The sequence below is a fragment of the Pseudovibrio sp. W74 genome (genome assembly GCF_001623085.1).
Lineage (GTDB): Bacteria > Pseudomonadota > Alphaproteobacteria > Rhizobiales > Stappiaceae > Pseudovibrio.
Genome location: NZ_LMCJ01000062.1, coordinates 8,027 through 30,887 on the forward strand (window position 1 = coordinate 8,027; position 22,861 = coordinate 30,887).

At 49.4% G+C, this 22,861-nt stretch carries 28 protein-coding genes; 4 read left to right on the top strand and 24 right to left on the bottom strand.

Annotated elements, in window-relative coordinates; all coding sequences use genetic code 11:
• Positions 1-1,444: 1,444 nt before the first annotated feature.
• Entirely contained in the window at positions 1,445-2,143 is a 699-nt protein-coding gene (locus PsW74_RS26655; protein WP_063290530.1) for a hypothetical protein, read from the bottom strand.
• A 140-nt stretch (positions 2,144-2,283) separates the two neighbouring features.
• The gene (locus tag PsW74_RS26660) at positions 2,284-2,499 is read right to left on the bottom strand and encodes a hypothetical protein (RefSeq protein ID WP_063290531.1); all 216 of its coding nucleotides are present in this window, start codon (positions 2,497-2,499) and stop codon (positions 2,284-2,286) included.
• A gap of 21 nt (positions 2,500-2,520) precedes the next feature.
• Here PsW74_RS26660 and PsW74_RS26665 point away from each other — a divergent pair, with 21 nt between their 5' ends.
• On the top strand, positions 2,521-3,210 hold the full coding sequence (locus PsW74_RS26665; RefSeq protein ID WP_244277905.1) for a SprT-like domain-containing protein: 690 nt from the start codon (positions 2,521-2,523) through the stop codon (positions 3,208-3,210).
• 285 nt (positions 3,211-3,495) lie between these two features.
• Here the strand turns inward: PsW74_RS26665 and PsW74_RS26675 are convergent, their stop codons facing one another.
• The 8 genes from PsW74_RS26675 to PsW74_RS26715 form a co-directional block, all read right to left on the bottom strand.
• Complete coding sequence (locus PsW74_RS26675) at positions 3,496-4,095, bottom strand: hypothetical protein (RefSeq protein WP_063290534.1); 600 nt, start codon at positions 4,093-4,095, stop codon at positions 3,496-3,498.
• An 89-nt stretch (positions 4,096-4,184) separates the two neighbouring features.
• The gene (locus PsW74_RS29515) at positions 4,185-5,591 is read right to left on the bottom strand and encodes a DUF3560 domain-containing protein (protein ID WP_244271795.1); all 1,407 of its coding nucleotides are present in this window, start codon (positions 5,589-5,591) and stop codon (positions 4,185-4,187) included.
• A 745-nt stretch (positions 5,592-6,336) separates the two neighbouring features.
• Positions 6,337-6,888, bottom strand: a complete 552-nt coding sequence (locus tag PsW74_RS26690) for a hypothetical protein (RefSeq protein ID WP_063290539.1) — start codon at positions 6,886-6,888, stop codon at positions 6,337-6,339.
• 22 nt (positions 6,889-6,910) lie between these two features.
• Entirely contained in the window at positions 6,911-7,240 is a 330-nt protein-coding gene (locus tag PsW74_RS26695) for a hypothetical protein (protein WP_193776004.1), read from the bottom strand.
• A 50-nt stretch (positions 7,241-7,290) separates the two neighbouring features.
• Complete coding sequence (locus PsW74_RS26700; protein ID WP_063290541.1) at positions 7,291-7,683, bottom strand: hypothetical protein; 393 nt, start codon at positions 7,681-7,683, stop codon at positions 7,291-7,293.
• Positions 7,684-7,960: 277 nt separating this feature from the next.
• A complete protein-coding gene (locus PsW74_RS26705) occupies positions 7,961-8,404 on the bottom strand; it encodes a helix-turn-helix transcriptional regulator (RefSeq protein ID WP_063305884.1) in 444 nt (147 codons plus the stop codon).
• 177 nt (positions 8,405-8,581) lie between these two features.
• Positions 8,582-9,028: a helix-turn-helix transcriptional regulator gene (locus PsW74_RS26710; protein ID WP_153041775.1), complete on the bottom strand. Its 447-nt coding sequence runs from the start codon at positions 9,026-9,028 to the stop codon at positions 8,582-8,584.
• Between the two features lie 216 nt (positions 9,029-9,244).
• Positions 9,245-9,628, bottom strand: coding sequence for a hypothetical protein (locus PsW74_RS26715; protein ID WP_063290544.1), 384 nt, complete (start codon positions 9,626-9,628; stop codon positions 9,245-9,247).
• Positions 9,629-9,941: 313 nt separating this feature from the next.
• Here PsW74_RS26715 and PsW74_RS26720 point away from each other — a divergent pair, with 313 nt between their 5' ends.
• On the top strand, positions 9,942-10,736 hold the full coding sequence (locus tag PsW74_RS26720) for a glycoside hydrolase family 16 protein (protein ID WP_063290545.1): 795 nt from the start codon (positions 9,942-9,944) through the stop codon (positions 10,734-10,736).
• Between the two features lie 110 nt (positions 10,737-10,846).
• Here PsW74_RS26720 and PsW74_RS26725 read toward each other — a convergent pair whose 3' ends face one another.
• The 9 genes from PsW74_RS26725 to PsW74_RS26765 all read right to left on the bottom strand — a co-directional run bounded on the left by PsW74_RS26725 (position 10,847) and on the right by PsW74_RS26765 (position 15,714).
• The gene (locus PsW74_RS26725; protein ID WP_063305885.1) at positions 10,847-11,437 is read right to left on the bottom strand and encodes a hypothetical protein; all 591 of its coding nucleotides are present in this window, start codon (positions 11,435-11,437) and stop codon (positions 10,847-10,849) included.
• Positions 11,434-11,946 (bottom strand): J domain-containing protein, encoded by a 513-nt coding sequence (locus tag PsW74_RS30170; RefSeq protein ID WP_063290547.1) that lies wholly within the window; start codon positions 11,944-11,946, stop codon positions 11,434-11,436. Before PsW74_RS30170 ends, PsW74_RS26725 begins: the two co-directional genes overlap by 4 nt.
• A 377-nt stretch (positions 11,947-12,323) precedes the next feature.
• Positions 12,324-12,623 (bottom strand): hypothetical protein, encoded by a 300-nt coding sequence (locus PsW74_RS26740; protein WP_153041776.1) that lies wholly within the window; start codon positions 12,621-12,623, stop codon positions 12,324-12,326.
• Entirely contained in the window at positions 12,583-12,930 is a 348-nt protein-coding gene (locus PsW74_RS26745) for a helix-turn-helix transcriptional regulator (RefSeq protein WP_063290550.1), read from the bottom strand. The genes PsW74_RS26740 and PsW74_RS26745 overlap by 41 nt, the downstream gene beginning before the upstream one ends.
• 192 nt (positions 12,931-13,122) lie before the next feature.
• Positions 13,123-13,275 (bottom strand): hypothetical protein, encoded by a 153-nt coding sequence (locus PsW74_RS29055; protein WP_193776005.1) that lies wholly within the window; start codon positions 13,273-13,275, stop codon positions 13,123-13,125.
• Between the two features lie 58 nt (positions 13,276-13,333).
• Entirely contained in the window at positions 13,334-13,621 is a 288-nt protein-coding gene (locus PsW74_RS26750) for a hypothetical protein (protein ID WP_063290551.1), read from the bottom strand.
• A gap of 17 nt (positions 13,622-13,638) precedes the next feature.
• Positions 13,639-14,472 (bottom strand): phosphoadenosine phosphosulfate reductase family protein, encoded by an 834-nt coding sequence (locus PsW74_RS26755; RefSeq protein ID WP_063290552.1) that lies wholly within the window; start codon positions 14,470-14,472, stop codon positions 13,639-13,641.
• Between the two features lie 241 nt (positions 14,473-14,713).
• Positions 14,714-15,127 carry a hypothetical protein gene (locus PsW74_RS26760; RefSeq protein WP_153041777.1) on the bottom strand — a complete coding sequence of 138 codons (414 nt, stop codon included), beginning with the start codon at positions 15,125-15,127 and terminating at the stop codon, positions 14,714-14,716.
• Positions 15,128-15,399: 272 nt separating this feature from the next.
• Positions 15,400-15,714 (bottom strand): hypothetical protein, encoded by a 315-nt coding sequence (locus PsW74_RS26765; RefSeq protein ID WP_063290554.1) that lies wholly within the window; start codon positions 15,712-15,714, stop codon positions 15,400-15,402.
• A gap of 51 nt (positions 15,715-15,765) precedes the next feature.
• Here PsW74_RS26765 and PsW74_RS26770 point away from each other — a divergent pair, with 51 nt between their 5' ends.
• On the top strand, positions 15,766-16,974 hold the full coding sequence (locus tag PsW74_RS26770) for a UMUC-like DNA-repair protein (protein WP_063290555.1): 1,209 nt from the start codon (positions 15,766-15,768) through the stop codon (positions 16,972-16,974).
• 129 nt (positions 16,975-17,103) lie between these two features.
• Here the strand turns inward: PsW74_RS26770 and PsW74_RS26775 are convergent, their stop codons facing one another.
• The 5 genes from PsW74_RS26775 to PsW74_RS26800 all read right to left on the bottom strand — a co-directional run bounded on the left by PsW74_RS26775 (position 17,104) and on the right by PsW74_RS26800 (position 21,581).
• The gene (locus PsW74_RS26775; protein ID WP_063290556.1) at positions 17,104-18,387 is read right to left on the bottom strand and encodes a hypothetical protein; all 1,284 of its coding nucleotides are present in this window, start codon (positions 18,385-18,387) and stop codon (positions 17,104-17,106) included.
• A 595-nt stretch (positions 18,388-18,982) separates the two neighbouring features.
• Complete coding sequence (locus PsW74_RS26785) at positions 18,983-19,273, bottom strand: hypothetical protein (RefSeq protein WP_063290558.1); 291 nt, start codon at positions 19,271-19,273, stop codon at positions 18,983-18,985.
• A 4-nt stretch (positions 19,274-19,277) separates the two neighbouring features.
• Complete coding sequence (locus PsW74_RS26790; protein ID WP_063290559.1) at positions 19,278-19,691, bottom strand: hypothetical protein; 414 nt, start codon at positions 19,689-19,691, stop codon at positions 19,278-19,280.
• 333 nt (positions 19,692-20,024) lie between these two features.
• Positions 20,025-20,474 carry a hypothetical protein gene (locus tag PsW74_RS26795; protein WP_063290560.1) on the bottom strand — a complete coding sequence of 150 codons (450 nt, stop codon included), beginning with the start codon at positions 20,472-20,474 and terminating at the stop codon, positions 20,025-20,027.
• A 12-nt stretch (positions 20,475-20,486) separates the two neighbouring features.
• Complete coding sequence (locus tag PsW74_RS26800; protein WP_063290561.1) at positions 20,487-21,581, bottom strand: helix-turn-helix transcriptional regulator; 1,095 nt, start codon at positions 21,579-21,581, stop codon at positions 20,487-20,489.
• 423 nt (positions 21,582-22,004) lie between these two features.
• Between PsW74_RS26800 and PsW74_RS29060 the strand changes: the two genes are divergently transcribed.
• Positions 22,005-22,861, top strand: an 857-nt coding sequence (locus PsW74_RS29060) for a DNA topoisomerase (protein WP_244277906.1), incomplete at its 3' end; no start/stop codon positions are given.

Genomic DNA, 22,861 nt, shown 5'->3' on the forward strand with positions numbered 1-22,861 from the left:
GACCGGCAAGTTAATAACCGCCGGGGCCGCATAGCATCACAGCTATGTCAACAAGTAAAACGTGCATAACGTATTCCCTCAACTATTGCCAGCCCCATTTCGATCACAGTTCGAGGCAGATTTAGGAACAGCTATAGTTCTGATTTGTTTCAATTTTTATGGATCAAGGGAAACTGCGGGGTTTCAGTAGAATTTCCTTAAAAATGTACGATAACGTTATCCACAACTAGATACCCGTATCCATCCTCTATTTTTGCGCAGCAAAAAGCCGTTGAGCACGTCAGTGCGAATAAGCTCAATTCGTCGAGTTTGCTCAAACTCGACGAATTTTCGCTAAGCGGCACCGCTTAGCCTATCTTGCCAACTTTCACTCGGAGAAACACGGAGAAACTTAGGGAATCTCGGAGATTTTTGGAGAATTGCGATTCAATAAGCCGAAATTCGGAGAAACTCGGAGAATCTTGGAGAGGTTGAACTTTCAACATGGAGAAACATGGAGAAAGACTGAGATTTCTTACATTTATACGCTAATCGCAACACGATTGAAAAAATCTGCACGATTGCACACCCGAAAGCCGGAAATCCTGTCAAGAGGTAATGCTCTGGAAGTGGTGAAATACATTTCACGAGCAACGAATTTTCGCGGGCGAGTTTCAGTAGCGCTGAATGCTCTGCATTTGAAACTTGCAAAATATCAATTGCTCGCTTGACAGCTCGCAAGCCATTGAGGCGGAAAAAGTGAAGATTCGCGAAAGATCATTTCAGAGCCTAGCGACAATACTTGGGCAAGCTTTGGGGCAGCGCGGAGCATGTGTGAGCTGCCAAGCTTGCGCATGATCTGCGCGTCAAGGCGCTATGCAATCTGCGAGTGCAACGAGCGATTGCATAGCACCGCCCTGCCCCGATCTGCAAAGTCGAGTGCGAGGCATCGTGTGCCCTGCAAGGGTGCCGATGCCGAGTGCTCGACTTTGCAGACGGTTGGCAAAAAAATGAGCGCAGCGCCAATGGTGGAAGGCGGAGTGGGATCGGCAGATCCCGCGCAGCCTGGAAGCGTTGGAGCAAGCCCAAAATCACAGGCGCTCTGTAAAGCGATGCTATTTGATTTTTAGGGAAATTTAGACTACACTACCGGAGTGGAAGGGAACCTAAGTCCCCTTCCCTTTGCTAACTATTTGAAATAGACTCGGAGTTTCAGTGTCCAGCTGTTCCGAGTCTTTTTCATTTTAAGCGTGATCGAAAATGGTAAAAACCACATTTCATCACCCTCCGGTTTAAAAGCAAGGCTGTTGCCTCAGTCGGGAGAGCCTATCTTTCCCGATGCGTTGGCTGGATCAACGCGGCTGCTTCTGCTCTTAAAACTCTCAACTGCTTGTAGCAGATACACCCCTTGGTTGCTACGGGTGATCACTCAAGGGCTGAGTGATCACCCGCTTTTTATCTTTCTTCAGTACACCGCCCATTCAACGTCTTTGCATTCAATGTGCTCGTATTTGTACCGCTGTCCCATCCAGTCCATGGCCTGAAGGCTCCACGACCCCTTATTCCCGAGGCGGGTGGAAAGCTCCTTTATTACCTGCGAAAACTCATCGGCCTGAATGAAGACAAAATTACCAGCGTATCCGGTTGAGGTAATCTCATCACATACCGAACTGATGAGGCAGGCAAATTCTCCCATGCTCGGATCAATGTCGAACTCATGGAAATAATCGTGCTCTTTGCCTTCAGCTTCGCACCGGTGCTTGTAGGTGTTGTCGTTCCAGTCCCGTGCACTTACCGACCATGAGTAATCGCAGTGGTAACGATCAGTGAGGATCGCAATCACGTCATCAAAGGTGTCCGCCTCGATGATCTCCTGATAGTCAATATCAGCTTCCGCATTCCAGCCCTCACAATGCGTTCCGCTGATGGTGCAGGCAAACTCACCCTGTGACAGGTCTGCTTCCAGCCGTTGGAACACCTCGAACTCATCATCCAAATCATCTTCATGCTGCGCCTCAGCATCCAACATCTTAAAGTACAACTCTGCTTCAGGGTCATGTTGGCGATTTTTGAACTCCAGCTCTTCGCGCTGGTAATCGGCGGAGCTGACAAACAAGTCAGAAAGGAACTCTTTCAGGGTCGTCAGGCTTGGAAGATGCATCATGATTTCTCTCCGTCTTGGGATGGTCCGTTTCTATTTTCCCCGTCAAGAAAGCGGGTGAGCGTGAGCTAGTGAGGAGAGAGGCTGTCCACATTCTCCCGCAGCCCATGGGCGAGGAAGATTGTGGTCAGGGGAGTGACGATCTAGCTCTCGTGAGGGCAAAGCCCTTGCAGCAGTCCCTCATGCATAGATGACAATGGAAGAGAAAAGCCGTGCTGCTTGCTGAAGGCTGGCATGTGGCCGGTGCGCCGGTCGCTTGCCAGCCGCAAGTCCATGACAGACATGAGTGAGATGGATTGCGGGCTCGATGTGGGCTCGGCAGAGCCCGCTGAGAGTTTGCAAGCCAGATCGCCCCGCATTCAAACGAATGTGCCCTGCCCTTGTTGACGAAATTCGACCATTACAACCGCGAGCTATTCAGCAACGAACTGCCTTCCTGCCTGATCACGCTGCAACGTGAAAAACGCACATACGGTTATTTCTCATCTAAGCGTTTCGTGAACCGTAGGGACGAGAAACACACTGATGAGATTGCCATGAACCCAGCTTACTTCGCTGTCATCTCCCTGCAGGAGATCTTGCAGACACTTGTTCACGAGATGGTTCATGCGTGGCAGTTTCATTTCGGCAAACCTGGGCGGCGCGGCTACCACAATCGAGAATGGGCAGATAAGATGGAGGCTGTCGGCCTTATGCCATCAAGCAACAGTGCCCCAGGTGGCGCACGTACCGGTGAAAAGATGGGCGATTATGCTCTTGAGGGTGGGCTCTTCTTGGCAGCAACAGAAAAGTTGCTGGCGCAGGGCTTTGGTATTTCCTGGTTGGATCGGATACCTGTGGCCGTGAGTGAGACTAGCACGTCCGCAACTGCAAGCGGGGGAACTCTTGGGGCACCGCTTGGGGCAGAGGTTAGCAGCCTAATCCACGTGCCAGTAGACAAAAACCGCTCTAACCGTATCAAGTACCGCTGCCCGTCCTGCGCTTCTCAGGCATGGGGGAAGCCTAACTTGCGGTTACTCTGCGGAGAGATGACCTGCGATGCTGCCCCGCTGCTGCCAGCGGATGGGTAACCACTTACTGCACCTTGACTTGCGCAGCAAAAAGCCCGCTGGATGCGGGCTTAAAAACTAACCTCAAGTGCAAGACACCAGCTCCGGCGCTTCTCACTGTACAACATCCTGACTTTCGGGCTGTTGTTATAGTAGTTCATAAGGCGCTGGCATCCAGCCTGTGAGCAGTATCCTAGCAGTTCCCGCTCCCCCTTCTCTAGCTCAACGTGTTCCCCTGCAGCTTTCGTCCAGTCTCGTTGCAGGCGCTTTATCCGCCCCTCTGTCAAAACCTGTTTCATCTGCTAATTACCGTTCTATGCGGATGATTTTTGTGTTCACTTTGGCCGCGCTGAAGGTGTCAAGGCCTAGGGTCTCCATTGTCTCGGCCTCGGTATGCTGAAAGGTGATCGGAACAAGGGCAACAAGTATTGCCGGTCGGGCGTGCCCGTTTCGACCTAACAGCCCTAACGCTGCTTTGATGTGTTGACGTACTTTGGAAAAGGGTGGGTTCATGATGATCCGCGCATATTCCGCCTTGCCCTGCACCTCTTGCGCGTACTCCAAGAAGCAACGGTTCAAGATGCTCACACCGTCAAAATTCAGCGAGGTTGCAAGCTTTATATGGCGTTCAATTGCAACCAGCTCGCATGGACTATGACCAGAGGCCAGAAGAGCTTTAATAAGAGCTCCGGTTCCTGCGCTTGGTTCCAAGGTCAAGTAGTCACCTACTGGGCCTAAATAGTCCACCATACGAGCGGCTACATCAGCCGGTGTGACATGGCATTCTGTTGCACTATCGACAATGACGGGAGCACTTAGAACAGGCTTCCTCACTTCAATTTCTGCTGGTCTTTTAACGTCAATCATCATCGGTTTATCTGGTCGGCGATAGACTGATTTTTTCATTTCAATTTGCCCTTGAATTGCTTGGTGATGGGTAGACCTGGGGACGTGATCACAGCATCAAAACTGTGATCACTGGCAGTAAGTGGGGTTTATGCTGCCTTAGCTTCTACGACACGAACACAACTCTCAGGAACGGGGTGGGCCTTACTGTCTGTCAGGAAAACAGCAACCCATGAGGCTTGGTTGCGAGGGCCTTTGTAATTTGGATCCAAACAGATCTTGAAGCGAAACTTGCCGCAAACAGAAAGCCGCGTACCGCGCACCTCCGCGTGAATCTTGGCATATTCCGCCTTCGTCAACTCGATCTGCTCAAAGGTGCTGATTTCGCCGGAATGGTAGCGGCTGGGGGACTGCAGGTTTTCGGCTTTGAAGTTCAAAATTGATGGCTTGGCATCTTTCTTGACTGGCACAACATAGCAAACATCTTTCATCAGCTCGCGCCATTCGGCGTCTGTGAGTTCCAGCGTCTGACTTGTTTCGCCTTGCATAAACTGAAAGGGCAAAGGGGCAATGCTTTTAAGCTCAAAGTTTCCGCTCTGCGTTTTAGTCGCTTTCGGTTTGTCTGCCCCATGGGCGCGGGCGAAGGTCTGAAGCAATGTTGCTGTGATCTCGCCCTCAAAACGACTGACACCGCCAAGCATTTCATTTTCATAGGCCAGCCGGTTGAGCAGATGATCAACCCAGCGGTGACGGTTGGTGTTTTCAAGTTGCCACTTGAAAGCTGCAATACGCTCGCTGCGTAGCTCCTGCAGAGTGATCTCACCTTCTTTAATACGTCCGCGTGTCTCCCAAGCCGCTATAGATCCGGTCCGAATCCGGCCTATTTCAACGAGGCCTGAGATCCCCTTTTCACTCGTCGTTTTCTCCCAAACCTTCAAAGCCAGTGCATAGTGATTGAGGTCGCTTTGATATTTGCGCAACTCTACAAAAAGCGCCTTGATGCGGTTTGCTCTTACTTTTGGGCTGTTCTTGAAGTTGGCGTGATGCTGCACGCTCACGGCCTTGTAAAGATAGTGCCTTGCTGCCTTCTGGCTCTCAACGCCGCGCTTCAAGTTGCTATCCATGCGATCTTTGGTCTTCAAAGCCTTGCGCTCTGAGTGATGACCCGCAAGGATCGGCTGGCCGTCCTCAAACATTCGCGACAACTCATCAGCAGCAGAAAACAGCTCGCCCGCCTTGCGTTCTTTGTTCGCTGCGTAGTCCTCCAGCCGTTCGGCCTTTGCTGCTGCGCGTTCTGCAAGCGTGGTGCCTTCGGCTTCAATATCGCCAGCAATCGCAACACAGAAATCCTCTCGCTCTGGCGTCCACGCCGGAGCAACAAAAAGCTTCTGCTTTGGAGCCCAATTGAAGCCAAATGATTTTACGATTGCATAGGTTTCCTCGTCGAAACGATCTTCAGCATAGAGGCGGAGCTTGTTGTCCTCTGGGCTGTAGGTCGCTTCCACGCCTTCAATCTGCTCAATCTCTGCCATGTGCTGTGAATAGGTCTTGGTCATTTTGTTGTCTCCGTCTCAACGAGGCCCGTTTCTATTTTCCTTGCCAAGCAAGCGGGTGAGCTGATGCAATCCAAAAAGACCTGTTTCCCCATCCTGGCCGAAGGGCAGGTTGTGGTAACTGCAGCTTTTTTGATGGCATCTGCGAGGGCAAAGCCCTTGCTGCAGATCCTCAGATGAAATGACAGAGAAAGATGAATGATTGGCTTCATGCTGAAGGCTGGCATGTGGCCGGTGCGCCGGTCGCTTGCCAGCCGTAAGCCTAGAACGAACATGAGTGAGCTGGTTTGTGAGATCGATGTGGGATCAGCCGATCCCGCTGAGATCTTGCAAGCCAGATCTCGCAGCACTGACACACATTCTTCTCGGGCACATGAAGTTTTAAATGAGCAACTTTTCAGTATTGATTTTTACGCGAGACAACTTACTTTGAGTTGAGAATTCACGGAATAGTCGCAGCCGGTCGGGAGCGCAGACTGTGAAAAATGATTCCCGGCAAGCTGGCCTGACGTGTGGCGGCGGCTACCCTATGGGTCCCCACACACTCTGAGAGGAAGGAAAGCTTTATGAAAGCTCGCTTTGTTCTCGAAGCCAGTAGGATCGGTAAAGTCGAAGTTTGTTTTGAACTCACCTCGGTGATCTTTATCGCTGCTGTGTTTCGATTCTTCTTTGGCTAACCGAAGCCTATGGTGAGTGGGGAGATTGATTTCTCCTCACTCACAACTTCCCTTGTTTTTCTTGAACTTGCTTACAGGTCTGGGATGCTGTCAGAATAAGTGCACAATCGATCATCTATCGGTCCATCGCAATCAAAAAGAATGTGAGAGCAGTCGTTTGCCCATGCGGCCATGAGGCAAGCAAGCAAATCAATGGGCAGTTTTCTTCCGCTGTAATCGTAATCTTTGCAGGCTGAAATAAACAAACCATTCATAAGGTTGCCACCATAAAGCGGAAAGGTCTCAGGCGTCTTGTCGCTGAGTATTGCAAGCGTTGCTGGTGACAGATGATCGGTCGAAAGATCAAGAACAGATAAGACATTCGCAGACTGGCTCACCTGCTGCTCCTGCGCCTGTACTGGTGCCTTATCAATTTCACAGACAATCGCGCTTGGATCTTCAAGATAGTGATGAGTGGCTTCCATGTACTGATCCATCACCTCTAGCATCATTGATGGAAGCTCTCTGTCAAAATCGCAGCCTTGAGGACTGTCGTCAGGGTGGAACATTAGCCCCAACCGTTGCAGTTCGAGCAGATACGTGATGGCGGTTACAGAACAGGTCGGTTTAGTGAAAGTGTACATGTAAAATCTCTGAAACTATCGGTTAGAAAAGGCTTGGTTGCTGGAAGTCGAACGGGCTTTTTTCAACTTGCCGCCGATGGGTTGCGGCCTTGCTAGAAAGCTTGTCTGTGGGGATGTGGGCCAGGCTGGCGGCGGTTTGCTGCCATTGAGCAAGCCCAGCCGAATAAAAGTCCTTTTCGATGGCTCGCCGGAGTTCTGGATCGCTTAAGCTGCGCCGCATAAGGGCTGTAACCACAAAAGCCCCATCCCACATTTCAAAACAATTATCGAACTTGCGGCTGTCTTCACCGCGCAAAAAAGCTTGATGCGCATAGTCAACGCGCTCATTGAAGCTGGGAAGTCTGTAGGTCATGGTCTCGATTGTCTGCTGTTCAAGGGAGCTGGGAGAAGTCACTCAGAGGCTTAATCCATGTAGCTGTAGACCCACGCCTTGATGCCGTGTTGCTCCATCACCTCCACAAAGGCATGGCACGCCTCTTCAAAGATGATGCGCGATTGCACTCTTAGTCCCTGACAAAGAGATAACCGCCAGCCACCTTCATAGTGCCGATCACCCATCCCGCTTTGCTTTAAGAACCGTGCAAACGCGGAACGGCCATCATCGATGACAACCCATGCCCCACCACAATCCGAATGATCATCACAAGCCTCATGCGCTCTTTGAGCAGCACTGGTAGCCGCATCGAAGGCCATGTCCAGAATCCACTCAGGAGAACCCTCAGGCGGCAAAGTCGGAAGGTCCATGCCTTCGATCAAATCCTCAATGCTTGAGAATGGGGTCTGAGGTGTTTGCATCGTCTGCTCCCTGCAAGGTCCGTTTCTATTTTCTTTGTCACAAGGAAAGCCGGAGCCAAGGTCACAGGCCAATCAGACCGATAGGGAACCGCCTGCAAGGAATGAGCGCAGCGAATGGATGAAGGTGGGCTGATTGCCCGCTTGCGGGTTGCCTTGACCTGGGCGGGCGCAGCACGACCAAAGCAAACATGAAAGGCGCGTAAGCGCGCCTTGCCGCTAATGACAAAAGAAAGGAGTAATCTGGTGTGAGAACTGGATAGCTAACAAGGCACGTCGGCTAAGGACGGTCGCCGCTCACGATAACGGCACTGTCGATCACATCCAGATTGTCTTCATAGGTCTTGAGAATGTCAGGAAAATTGTCGATGAGAAACCCAACGGCTTTTCTGCGTGTTTCCTGTGTCAGGCAGATCCCAAGAGCGTAGGCACGAGCTTCAACGATCGGACTTAAGGTTTCGAACTTCTCAATCACCTCTTGGGCCGGTGGAAGGTATTTAGGGGCATTCGGCACGCCCATGATCCAAGCATGATTGACCTTAAAAAATTCAGCAAAATGCATCAGTAGATCAAACGGAGGGGTAAAATCACCCCACTCGTATTGGCTCAATCTGGAAACAGAGAAGCTAAACAGCTTACCCATCTGAGGTTGAGTGAGCTTGCGTTCCTCTCGAAGTTCTTTGATACGGCGACCGATAACGTCTGCCCGTCTGCTCTCGATCAAAATCAACCTCTAACTGAACTGCCATGCTGTGATGACGCTCAGCGGGCATTGCAAGACATGATAACAATTTTAAGTTGTTTATATGCAATATATGTTGACTGCAACTATATGTAAGGACTGCTGTTGTCTTCTTTAATCTGAGGTTGAAATATCATGCTGATTTTCAGAAGAAGACACCTATTGATGAGGATTTTTATCCAACACGCTTGGTTTCTTCAGTTTAGGGTTTCGAGGCCAATCTGGGGGCCGGTGGCCCGCTAAATAAGCTCTGGCAAGTCGAGAAACCATCTCTGTGACTTCAGTTCGGCCATTTTCCAAATTAGACATAGTTGAACGTATCGAGCCGCTGTCTTTGAACCCTAACAGCGGCCCGAACTGCTCAGCTGTAAAGAAAAAGCATTTTCTTCGCGCTTCTCTAATGAGCTCGCCGGTCATCGGCCTGTATTGTGCAGTCTTCTCATACTCCTCTAACGCGGTACGCAGCTCATGACGATCTGCCACCGTTGGGAGCAAAGTTTCTACAACCTCTTTGATCTCAGATGGTGTGTAGCCAAGCTTTTTGCGGGTCACTCTGGCTGTTCGATCAATAACATCTGGGTCTATTTTCATGTGTTTGGATGTCAAAATCTCATCTCGAAAAAAGTTATGATATTTAAAACAACGCTCAATCTCATGTTGTAAATATCACAACAACAATCAAGGAGCTATTTGTTGCTTACATAAGTCTCAGGATGTTCCGGTATAATAATGTTTGTAATGTTAGTGCCGCGTTGGAATAACAAAGTTTGTAATCTTCTCCGCAGCACTACAATCCAAGTTGCGTATAAAGGTACGTCTTGGTCACTCTTCACCATCCTCATAAGTGACCACTCGCGCAGAAATCTTGCGTAGCTTTAGCTCTTCAACAAAGGCGTTGCAGCCTGCCTCATAAACGCAGCTGGACTTGTAGGGCAGACCTAAAAGAAGTGACACCTTCCACCCTCCAGAGATCATAGCTTCTCCTACTCCCTTGACCTTCAAAAGGCGCACAAATGGAGCATTGAGGTCATCAAACACAACATAAGCTCCACCTTCAGAAAAATAGTCGCCGTTTTCTTCGACAAAAACACTTGTGGCCTCCAACGAAGCATCCCATGCAGCATCCAGCGCTTCAGAAAAAGAGATTACATCCCTGCGGCTCATCGTGTTCTGTTTGGTTGGAAAAGTTAAGATCTTTGCACTCATGTCCGGCTCTCCTGACCTGGTAAGTGAGCAGCCTCAATGTGAGGCCCGCTTTCACTTTCCTTGTCATTTGGAGCCGGTCAGTTTGATCAAGGTCAGGGCGACCGAAGGGGACCGGCTGCACGGAGCGCAGCGCAGGAAGCTGGTCGCACTGCCTGCTTGCAGGTTGCCTTGAGCAAATTGAGCGGGGACTTAGTTCTTGGCTAACCGTGCTGCTTTACGCAGTCGTAACTCTGCCTAATAAGATCCGATGCAGAAGTCATAACCCCGCGCTACGATATCTTATCAATCAAACAGATATGCCGAGGATGAGACTATGGATGCCAAAAGTAATTTACTTGAAACCATTGAGCCAGGACCTTGGATCACGAAGAATTTTGCTTTTACCGATGGTCCGGACGTGGATCGGTCTGTCTGGACAAGCCCTATATGGCATCCTGGTTACAACCCGTCTTTTCTGGGACGCACGGCACTGCGTAACCCAACTGACTTCAAAGGCTCAGTTGGCTGCACACCTGTCGAAAATGGCCGCGCTCAGTTAAGGCTTAGCACATACAACCCACTTGACCCGAACCACACTAGCCTGCTCGGCGCTCAGATCAATACAATCAAAAAATGGGGACTGAGCCGCTACGCGAAGGTCGCCTTTCACGCGAGAGTCATATGCCCTACCTTGATGCCCAAAGGTGCTGTTGCCGCCTTGTTTGCCTATAACCTCCTCAATCAGGATAAAGATCAGAGAGATGAAATAGACTTTGAGCTGATCTCAAAGTACTGGAACGACCCAAAGCCGCAGATCAACACAAATGTTTTCCTCGACAGCAGCCGAGGCACAGCTGTACAAAACACCATTCATCAAGTGTTCGGCAATCCTATTGATCTGCATATCATCTGGTCATCAACTGGCATCCAATGGCTTGTCAACGGAGTTACCGTTCGAAAATCCTCTCAGGCTCCTCAGTCCGACATGAGCCTCACTCTCAACTTCTGGGCTCCAAGTGCAACAGGATGGACCTGGGCCTATGACGCCGATTTGCAGCCTTCAAACGCGCCTGGACAGAGTTGGACATTTCAGGTTGCTTCTGCATCTGTTTCATACGTCACCTTATGAACGGAGTGAGTGCGATGTGGGATCTCGCAGATCCCGCTGAGCACCGACCACTAGCTCAAATCGTTTCACAGGTTACAAGAAGGCGAGGGCTCCCCTCGCCTTTTCTTTTTTCAATCCTCATTGAGAAACGCGACAAGCTTTTCCATTTTATGAAGTGACAAGCTCCGGATCTCGACTTCGCAATATTCGCTGTCTGCTCTGACCTCAATCGACCCACTGGCTTGAGGATCAAACTTGCGAATGGCATCTGTCAGCTTGTATCTGCCAAACATGTTGACTTCAGCCTCCATGGGCGCAGCTCGGTTTATTGTCTCTGCAATCTTCCGTTTTTTTCGCTCGTGCTCTGCGACTTCGGCCAAAGCTTTATAGGCTCGGGGTAGTGCAGGCGTGACGATATCGCGGTTGATTTGAGTAAGGACTTGCTGAGTTTGTGTCGTAAATCGTCCTGGCGCAAAGGTTCGCCGCAACTCAACATTCTCATCAGGCGTGGCATGCGGTTTCAGGTCTCGCCAATAATGGCTGTCTCCCAAATCCTGACGCAAGTTGGCCGTCACAACTATCCGTCTTTTGCTTGAAAAAAACCTGATAACCAAAGCTCCAACCTGAGATTCAACGGTGACGAGGTGATCTTGGGAGAGAATCTTACCCTCTCCCTCGAAAAGCAGCTTGGCAACTGGCATGACTGTTTCAGATAGCGTCACGCTGCAGCCTCAAGCGATGCATGACCAAAATGCGTTTTGGATGGGCGTACGCTGCCGTGACGTTCGCGAATCTGATCCATTGAGTATTGACCGCGACTGCGGGATTTCCACCCAGCCGGTCGGAAGTTCCATTTCTTCTTTTTTCGAGCATACTTGAAGTTTGCTTGGTCCAGCGCGACCCTGTGTGGATAGGTGTCACCGCTCACCCAGATCCACGAACCGCAAATTTCAATCTCCAAACCATCCAGATTGATAATCGCGTTCAGTGCCGCGTTGAGTTCTTCCCCATAGTTGCTGTTTGTGGCCTCTTCAGTCTCGGTGCTGGTGGCATTCTTGAGAGCATCATAAGCAGCGTTTACGAGTTTCATCATCTCGTCACCAGCAGCACTGGCGTCTGGGTTCAGATCTGGATGGTATTTTTTGGCCGCTGCTTTGTAGGCCGCTTTGATTTCGTCCTGGCTGGCACCTGAAGACAAGCCGAGGATTGAAAGGGCGTCTGAGATTATCATGTGTTTTGCTCCCGCTTGAGGTCCGTTTCTTTCTTCTTGTCGAAGACAGCGGGGGGAGCGGTGCAAGGATCGGAAGGCCGGAGGGGTATCACCCACTTGAGCGTATGAGCGCGAAAGCCGACCTGCAGTTGCAGGTCGAGTCCTGCACGCAGGTTTGCGGTGCCGGTCAGCCGGCACAAGCAAAACTAAGGAAGGATGGGGAGACCGGCCTGGAGACCGCGAAGCGGCTTTAGTCCTTGCTCCAGCGATGGGGCGAAGCCCCTAAGTGTAGCGGCAAATGCACAGAAGCCATGAAAATTATCTTGGCTTCTTCTTGAAAAGATAAACCCAGCGCTGGGGCGCTGGGTATATGAAATGTATTAATTGAACCAGGATCGTTATCCAAAAACAATTTTAAGTATGTATTTTGCTATTTGGCTCACTGCGATCTTCCAGCCATGCAAGCGGACCCATTCAACCATCCATTGGCGTCCTTCAGCATAGGCTAAACGATTTGCAGCTTTTAAGCCTTCATGCTTTTTCGTTTCTCTGTATCTTCTGCGAAGATCCAGAATGAAATCATCTCGCTCGGATCTGTCAGTGACTACGAGTGAGATGATTAGTTCCACGCCTCTTGGAGGGTGGTTTGGTTTCTTCTTAAATCGGCATTGTGCTGCCTTCTTTGCTAACTTGACCATACAAGTCTCCTATATTAACTGCCCCGCCCGAACGGAGAACTGCTTGTCCAGGCTTTGTTAGGGAGTAGACCAACTGAGGTCGTCCTCGCCTTTTCAAAGCGCCCGGATTGGTTTGTTGTGAACTGACCAGCTCTAACTCATTCAATTTCTTGAGTGCAGAATAGACTTGCGGTGAATGCACCGGTTTGCCCTTTAATTCTGTGAGATGGTTCTTCACCATGATACCGGAAGCCTTCACTCCCAGTAGTTTGATTGCTTTCAGGACTTCGAACTGAAAATCCCCAATCAATCTAATTTCACTCATCATCCCTCTTCTCCTTGTCTCTTTCTTACTCCTTTGTACTGTCTACGTTTTTCCTGTTTGATAATGTGATCGGTCACTCATACACATTTTCCCTCGGTGTTAATTTTTGAAATATACCCTGTTATATTAGCACTTATTTTTGTAATAGGCAATGTTTTTGTAATAGGGGGTGTTTTTGTAATACTGTATGTATCTTTATTGGGGAGTGTCCAACAAACCATCCAGATTGATAATCGCATTCAATGCGGCGTTGAGTTCTTCCCCGTAGTTGCTTTTTGTGGCCTCTTCAGTTTCGGTGCTGGTGGCATTCTTGAGAGCATCATAGGCAGCGTTAACGAGTTTCATCATCTCGCCGCCTGCAGCGCTGGCGACTGGGTTCAGATCTGGATGGTATTGCAGTCAAATCTCATCGTTCACCCCACACATCAATAATATCCTTATGTGACGTCATTCGAACCGCGATCACCACCCCTTCAATCTGCAGAACTGCGGACGCGATCACAATCCCAACAAAGATGGTTTCATCCCAGTGGAAGAGCTGCAGGAAGGCCAGCAGTCCTACAAACGCTAGTGCGATTGCTTGCGGTGTGTAGCGCATGGCTACTCCAATCCGGTAGCCTGCGATAAATGAGATTAAAGCTGCAGCTACAAGCGTTTCGATCCCCGTTAGCATTGAAAGTACAAAGTATGTCATTTGGTCAATCTCTCTTCTTAGAAACATTCGCCGGATGAGGCTTGGCAAAAGCTGCCTTTATCGCTGAAAATCCAATCACCCTGACGGGACAAATACTCTCTCAGATCCGCACGCGAATAGCGCTCTGAAAACTGTGCTGCTTGTTTGCTGGTCGTGTGGCCGTGCTTTGAAGCTTCCATGCGCTCCCACCAATTGGCCCGCTCAGGATAATCTCGTGTAAGCGCTGCAATGTTGGCTTCCGATTTCAGGAAGCAGCCATCACAGTTCCCAAGCCAGCAGTTTCCGCCCACGTTTGGAAGCTGCAGGTCGAAGTTGCGCCCCTTCCAGAAAGCAGCAACGTCCTTCCTGGATACATTTGCGGTGGCAAGCGGCGTCCATTGGGTCCAACGCTCTTTGCGGGTCTTGCCGATCCGGTGCGGTTCATCTGCGCGTATCCCAACAGCTGAACTCCACTTCTGCCAGCCAAGGGCTTTGAGATAGCGGGTAGCGGTGCGCTCCTTCAGCTCTGCTGTGCAGTACCGCGCCCGCTGATTGGGCAAGTAAGCCCGCGTTGCGATCAATGCCTCAAACGGCTCCCCTTCACGAGAAGCAGAGGCATAGTCTACAGCGCGAAACAAAGGCTCTGCAGACTGATACTCCAACCAGATGATATCGACGCTCCAGCGCTCTCCGATCTCCTTCACAAAGTCCAGAGTTTGAGGCATTTCTCTGCCGGTGTTCTGAAACAGCACCTTTACTCGCTCAGGTAGATCTCCATTCGCTTTCAAGATCTGATAGAGCATGTAGGCGCTCGTACGCCCACCAGAGAGGGCAATTTGCACATTGCCTTCAGGTAGCTTGAATGCATCCATTGAACTCACTCCGCGGTGTAGGCTGCAGATCCTCGACCAGCTTGCTCATCTGATCGAGATCCGGAGACACAGACGATGCGAGATCCTTCGAGAGTGAACTCCCCTTCCCCGCACATGTGATTCAATGGTGGCTTTCTGACCATCCCCTCCAGATCGAGCGGCGTGGCCGGTTGTTGGGTTGACCTGCAGGCGACAAGAAGAAAGAAGGCAAATACAGAAAGGTATTTCATGGGGGATCTCCCTAACTCGCCATGCGTTTGAACGGTTCGCGATTAAGCTGAAAGTTCCGGCATTCCTCACGCCAAGCAATGGCCCATGGGTGCTTGGTCGGTGTCAGAAAGTCCAAAACCGAGATTGGACATTCACGAGGCCAAGGATTGTTGTCTTCACTGATGAACTTGTAGGTGAGTTGTTTCGGCGTCCTGGATGCGTGTGCAATCAGGCCTTCAACGCGAGGTGGCTGATCTTTTTCGCCGTTGATGTAAACAGCCGCATAAATCACAAACTCGCCCTCATGGTCATCATGAGGTGCCGTATGTTCGTGATGCAAAACGATTTGGCGAATATCATTCTCAAGCACTTCAAGTGACTTGAAGATTGATTTCACGGCCTGTGTGATAGAGGCTGTCTTTTCTTGGACAGGAGTAGAGCCCATGGCGGTCATCCCTATTTGAGTTTGTGTGTTCAGCTCCCCTTCCCTTTCCGGAAGGTTCGCTCTCACTTTTCTCGTCACAGGGAGGCCGTTCTGCTTGGTCAAGGTCATTGCGACCGGAGGGAACCGGCTGCACGTAGCGCAGCGAAGGAAGCCGGTCGGAATGCCTGCTTGCAGGTTGCCTTGACCACGCAGAGCGGGGACTTAGAGAACAGGTAAGAAGTAAGCCGCTCAGCGGCTTTCCGTATTAAAGAGCGTTGTTTGTCTGGCTGTCGTTATCTGTGACGGCCTCCTGTGTGCCGCTCGATAAGCTCTAAGTAGCGAAGCGCTTCTTTCTGGCGCTGTACTGGATCTGCCTTGTCCAGTGCCTTCAAAAGGCCGTTCGCCAGATCCTCTCCTTTGTCGATTGAGGATTTTATGTGCTCGATGGCATCCAGAAGTGACTGTCCTCGTGGATCTTCTTCTTGGCAGGTTTCCACGGCTTCGCGCAGCACTTTGAGCACGGTTGTCGCCTCAAACTGCTCTAACAAATTTTCAGACCAATCACCGCCAAAAGCGACATTGGAGAGTTGAGTTACCTTACGAGTCATGAGAACATATATAGAACAAAACTAAGAACAAGCAATCTCGGAAACCCATGGATGACCCTGTTTCGAACGCTATATATCGACATGAACAGCTTTTTTTCGAGCGTAGAACAGCAGGAGAATCCTGAGCTGCGTGGCCGTCCGGTCGCGATAACGGCGATTGAGAATGAAGCTGGCTGCGTAGTGGCGGCATCCTATGAAGCCAAAGCATTCGGGGTTAAAACCGGCACGCGGGTCTATGAGGCAAAACAACTCTGCCCAGGCATTGTATTTCGTCCCAGCCGCCACCGCTTGTACGTGCGCTATAACCAGCAAATTGCCGAGGCTATTGATCGGATTGCTGACTTGGAACGCATTCGATCAATCGATGAGTTCCAAGTTGGCCTTGGCGGAGTACAGGCCAATCTTGATCATGCTTGCCAGATCGCTCTTGAGATCAAGCAGGCAATATTCTCAAACGTTGGGACGGAGCTGCGCTGTTCTATCGGAATCGGCCCTAATCCACTTTTAGCCAAGATTGCGGGCAAGCTGATCAAACCGGACGGGCTTGAATGGCTCGGGCCTGAAAACATGCCTGAACGGATTGCCTATCTCGCACTTGATGACTTGCCAGGAATTTCGAAGGGCACGCTTGCAAAGCTCAATCGAGCAGGCATCCATGATATCGAAAGCCTCTACGAGCTAGATCCACGCCATGCGCGGCTTATTTGGCATTCTATAGAGGGTGAGCGCTTTGTTCGTTCGCTCCAGGGCGAGCATGTCCCGATAGCCTCAACCAAGCGCGGAGGGTACGGCAACTCGAAAGTTTTGGCTCCACAGTTCCGAGCGCGGGCAAAAGCTAAAATGGTCGGTCGTTGGCTGATGGAAAAATCAGCTGAGCGATTACGCCGCGATCAATATTGTACACGGCGGGTTGGCTTGTCTTTGAGGTTTTTCTCGTCAGGTTACTGGGCCAAACATCAGACCTGTTTTCCGACACAAGACACCCGACAACTGCTGCACATTTACGAGACATTGTGGGGTGAGATGACAAAGGAAACTGAACACAAACGTGGTGTGGTTTCGGTCAGTGTGCAATTAGGAAATATCCAGCCATTAACTGAACGTAGCGGAGAACTCTTCACGCCCTGCAGGCCTGGTCAACAGACAAAGAATGAAGTGCTCTCAGTTGCAATTGATCGCATCAACCGCAAGTACCAAACCCGCATTGTCCGATACGGCGAACACCAAGAGCATTTCGGCTTTTTTGAACGTGGGGATTGAGCAAACTTTGTTGGCGGGATCTCAAAACACAAAAGAACCTAACGTTCAAAATCAACCACTAAGCAAAAGGCGAATACCCTCCAACGAGTATTCGCACTACCCTCACGTCTCTTCGCCAAAGGCTCCTATTTAAGCTTGCTCTGGCATTTTGAATACATCCATTGATAGCAGACGCTCTGCGGGGTCGATACCAAACATATCTGCAAAAACCTCATATGCACTTTTAAGAAACTTAACTTGCTCTTCTATAGGCCAGTTTTTCAGGACTTGTGAGAACTCTTCGTTCTTCGATGCATTTGTTGGATATATACCATTTTCATTTTGCTCAGGCCAAAGTACGTCCTCTTTGAAGAGTACCCCTACTTCAACACGAACATAAACATCACCATGGAGATCTTTTATAATATTGATTGCTGATGCAATCTGTTCTCGCCATTCAGTAAAAACAGATCCAAAATTTGCAACTGGATAACGCAGACCATCTGTCTGCATGAAGCTCCCCCCGTCTATGAACCAATGCTCACCATTTTCTTTAGACCATCGCATCACGTTCTTAGTCTGTGTATTGGCTGCGTTTGCAAACCAGACAGCAACATACCCATCGTCTGATTGACCACTCTCACCTCCAAAAGAAGAGCCGGAGGTGCTCGCAAATAGATTCTCCGTTGACCTCAGTTTTTTGTACTCCCTCACCCGTAGCTTCAGCCCTTCAGTGTGCTCAGGAATAACTCTTAGATAAAAGCGATTTTTGCCTACTCGTTCTACTGTTTTGTCGATATTGTTAAGATCGTCCTTAAAGGCAATTTCATTAGTTGTAGCATCCCATATCGAGGGATCACCCTCTGCACTCTCCACTTCTCGAAACTCAGGTACGTGAACAGGTTGATTGTCTTGGAAAGCCTTCAGGTTGCCCTCTATTATGGTCTTGAGATCGCTTTTCAGTTTGTTTCTCTTAGCCGATTTTTTGGTGGCGTTTTCCGACAAGTCGTAGCTCTTTATTCGTCGGTGTCTGATATCAAACGGCAAGTCGTCTTCCTTGAACGGAGCTCCACCATCGTTAGCGCTGTTCATAATAAAAATGCAGCGCTTGTGGCTTAATGCTTTCATAGCCCATCCAGCTTCGAACATAACATTTGGGTTAGGTATAAGCTTACCGTTCTTGCTTTGTGTGATTGGCGTTACATCTGCGATAAACAAGTCGCTGTTCTCGATTTGCTCCAAAATAGCATCTGCAATTGCAACAGCACCAGTATGCCCTTGCGTATCCGAGAGAACTTCGACATCACGAGAATTTTCGCTCGAAGCTTCGACTTCAGCTGTTAAGTCAGCTGCTATCTCATTAAGAATACCTCGAACAAAATTTTTATTCGTTTCACTGGGTGTATCGCTTTGCCAAGACCAAAAAATCTTCATTACAACAGATCCGCCATTCAGTACTGAAATTGAAAAATAAATACAATTTTAAGTTACATAGAACTCGAGTTCTGCTTTGTAAAGTCGCCAGGTAATCAAGGCCGAAAGCTAAATCGGTAAGAAGGACAAGCTGTTTGAGTTGGATCTCAAGTCGCTAATGTGCCTCGTGAGAGGTCTCTTTCTTCTGCTTCACCGCTGCTGTTACTCCCCAGAGAAACAATCGAGTGCAAATAATCATAAAAATCAAACAAAAGTCAGGCTCCTAGAACTCGCCTTCTTTGATGACCTTCACCCCATAGACCAAGAGGGCAATACCAGGCATCATTAATACAAAGTACATAATCCAGCCAAAAATGATCCCAAATGCTGCTAATATTATACTGGGACCAGATGTGACCGCTTCCATGATCCCTTTAGGGTCCACGAGTGCTGTAAAAAATGAGATCAAAGCGTCAGTTTTGCATTACCCTTGAAAGTCCATAAATTGCCCCAAAAACTCATCTTTAATGTGCTCCTTTGAAATATTCATACCGCATGGACAAGGCCAATCTCAATCTAAAATTGATGACACTGCCGCTATACAAGCGGAGAATGTTCACTCTTGTACTTTCAATTCATCAATGGCGGGGCGCACTTGCTTTGCGTTGCTTACGTTAGACAGAGTAGAAACCTGAATGCTGGCCGCAACGAGTACTAACATCACTGTTACAAGTCCATTGTCCGCGACCAATCCAGCGATGAGGATTGATATAGCCATGATGAGATTTGCGACCCCAGCCATTACACAGGTAGCAATACGTTTACCTGCAGCATACCCACCCCAAGTAATAAATAACCCCATGAGTACGGTTTCTATAGCCGCCAGAATTATGAGAAACGTCACCATAATCTTACTCCCCTTGCTCCTCGGTCATCTGTTTGTCAGCCCGAATTCTCTGCTCCGCGCATAACGCTTCTAACCATGGTGTATCTTCGTCCAGTCGTCCTTCAACATCATGGAGTTCCCTTGATAGTTGTAGGTCACTCATACCTTCCAAGTCATTCTTAAACTGTTTGACCACCATTTGATCAACGCTCGTTTTCTCAATCACATTATTTTCGAGGGTTTTATCAGATAGGTCGGCGGTTTCACGAAGCAATTTTGCTGCTTTTTCAAGCTGCTTTGCAGCATCTTGCAGATTGTCAATCTGCAGCTGGGGTGTTCCGGCCAATTCAGTTAAGGCAAGGACAATATTGAGATTTGCCTGTTGGCCGAAATCATAGGCTTTACGCAAGCAGTTCAAGTACTGGTTCTGTGTTATCATTTCGCAGTCTCATGCAATCATTACAACTTATTTTGCTTAGCTTCTCGAAAGATCAATCCAAGCTATCTAATTGTAATATATAGATTTTATACACAAAACCAATTAGCCACATTCCCATCTTGCCCCCCCGCCCCAATCCGTTTCACTTTCTCCGTCATCGACGCCCGCACAAGGGACAGTCCCCGTATGGCCGAGACAGACGATGGAGCGCTTTAGGTTGAGTTTTGCCCTTGATGGCTCGCAAGAGACGGCAAGGGGAAATTAGGAAACCTTGAGAGCGGAGGCGGCTGGGTTGGTAAGCGCTGCAAGCGCGTGGACTGGCGCGGTCTGCCGCTAGGCAGATGTGCCCTTATTCCACTTCAAATCAGCTTGGTACTGCTCATAGCTTTGCATGAATGACATCCACTTTTGAGACTTACGCCCTTTTGCAGCTGGATCTGAAGACAAACACTCCAACCAAAAACCTACCGCATCAGTTGCAACGTTTAACTTCTCAATATCTCGGTCACTCATTTCATCACCAGGGATCAAATTCTCAACGGCCCGCTCTGTAACTTTAGTAAACGTCACATCATCTTCAGCGCAACACATCATCTCAAACAGAGACGCCAACCGCTTCGAATTTTCATACAAATGAGCATCCGGTTCCTGACGATTAACGGCCCGCATCAGCTTCAACAAGAACTGAGAAAACTCAGCACCAATTTCCTTAGTGGAATAAGTCTTTTCATCTGACATAAAACAATCTCTTTGATCGGCACCTTTGAAGCCTGCATGCAGCAAAGCCCCCTGCCCTCAATCTTTATCTTTGTTCTTTCGGTACACGCTTGAGAACTGAATGATCTTTGCATCCTCCGGTTCTTGGTTATCTGTACCTGACCCTGATTGCCCCACCAAAATTGGCCCACCGATCAAATCAGTCATTTCTTTGCTCGGGATCTCTGGCACTGGAGGTTCTGCATCTGAGTTTTCGGCCAATATCCGGTCATACCTCACGAGCGGAATCTCAATCAGATCTGAATGCTGGAAGTTGATCATCCTGAACGCCCCCTCCTCCCAATGCTGGACTTCGATGAAACCCAACCGTTGGCCCATATCAATGCTCATACGTGCCATTTCGAGATCTTCAGCAGTTGTATCATCGAGCAAATAGCTCTCGCTTTGCTCATCGCCCCTCACATGAAACTTAGTTTCATGCTCCAGCATCGCATCTTGGGTTTGCTCATCCAGACAATTGAACTTCTGAAAGAAGCTCACTTTTACATAGTCCTCATCGGACATGCCCGCTAATCGCTGTTCAGTCAGGCCTTGGAGCAACTCTTCTCCGACTGGCCCCATTTGGTCCCATTCTTCCTGAATTTCGTCTATCAGGAAGTAAAACACTGGATGGAACATCGTTGGCGGGTCTTGATCCAGCAAATAAATCACGTCCAACGATTTTATGCGCTCAATGTTCACGAGCAGCTCTTTGTTATTGAGCGTCTGGAATGTCAGAACGTTTTTGTTCCTGGCGAAATCAGAGTTCAGCTCTTCTTGATCAAGCTGGTTTCGAATTGAGGAGAAGACGCCATCACTGATCGGGTATTCATAAATGCCGCCCTGCATTACCAGCTTCAGCGTCCCTACCGGCATCACATGCTTTACGACCCGAGGCTCATCTGCTAGCTCCTCAAGATGATCCTGCGCATTTTTGATTACCGCCTTTGCAGAATCCGTTCGTAAATCTCTGGCCGAACACCCCAAGATCTTAGCTAGATCCGCCAGCTGATACCCATCGAGCCCATCAGGATCTTTCTCCCACCGAGAATAAGCAGATTGAGAGATCCCGAGCTCTTCAGCCATCTGCTTCTGAGTGCGGTTTGCCTTATTGCGCTGTTCTTTAAGTGCCATCAAATACCCGTTTTATGAATAATATTATTCGTATACTGCATATTTTGATAAATGTAGTTTTGATAAATTGCAACTGAATATTGTGCATCCAAGTGCGTGCACTTGGGTGTTCCCTAGATATGAGCCGTCAGGATCAGATCTAGGCTAAGTAATGGGTGGGTTGGAGAGCTGGGCGCGGAATGCGCAGCATGGAGGCCCTGCTAGTAGACACACGCTATTCCTCACTCGGCGTTTCTCCAGCTGCAGATTGAAACAGGTTTGCACACTGAATTTCATCTTTCACGGTTGCATGGTTTCACGCTAATCAATTAGAATCTGGGAGATTGAATTTTAGATTGGTGTGCCTCCTCCGCTCTGAAGACTTTCAAGAAACCACTTTTTCGAGCACGCGCAAAATGAACCATTTTAGTTGCATGGGGCACCATGAAATCAATCGTCATTACAGAAAAACCCTCGCAAGCCCGCAATGTCATGAAGGCTGTTGGATCTCGATATGGAGAGGTACTGGCGGCACAAGGACACTTGCTGCGGCTTCAATCTCCTGAAGAAGCCAATCCGGATTGGAAAGCGTGGTCTTCAGATCTGCTGCGCCCGCAAGGTGGCCGGTATGGGTTGGTGGCCGATAGAACCAGCGGTAAGGGTGAGCGCCTTGATAAAATCAAGCGAGCCTTAAGCAGCGCTGATCAAGTCATCATTGCAACAGACTGCGACCGCGAGGGTCAGGCGATTGGCGAAAACCTCTTGCATTTTTACGGCTATAGAGGCCGTGTGCTGCGAGCTATGTTTACGGCAGAAGATGAAAAGACGCTTTGCGCAGCCTTTGCCTCTGCCAAGCCCAATACGGAGTATCAGCCGCTTTATGATGCAGCGGTTGCCCGCGCTCAGGCCGATCAGGTTTTCAATCTCAGTCTGACCAGAACCGCAACGACCAGACTGGTGCCTACCGGTGTGCGTGCTGTTATTGGCATTGGCCGTGTTCGCACCCCAACACTTGGAATTGTCTGCAGGCGTGAGCAGGAGCTTTCCAACTTCAAGCCACGAGATTACTTTGAGCTGACTGCAAATGTTCAAGGTGAGCATGGCGTGTTCCAGCTTCACCATCGACCTGCAGATAGCGAGCGTTATTTTGAAAAGGCTACGGCTGAAGCAATCGCCGCTGCTGCGACCGGCTGGCATGGTCCAGCCAGCGTCCGCCAAGAAAACCGGCGTCAGGCTCCGGGCAAACCCGTTGATCTTCCAAGCTTGCAAAAACAAGCTGCCAAATGGGGATGGACGGCGAA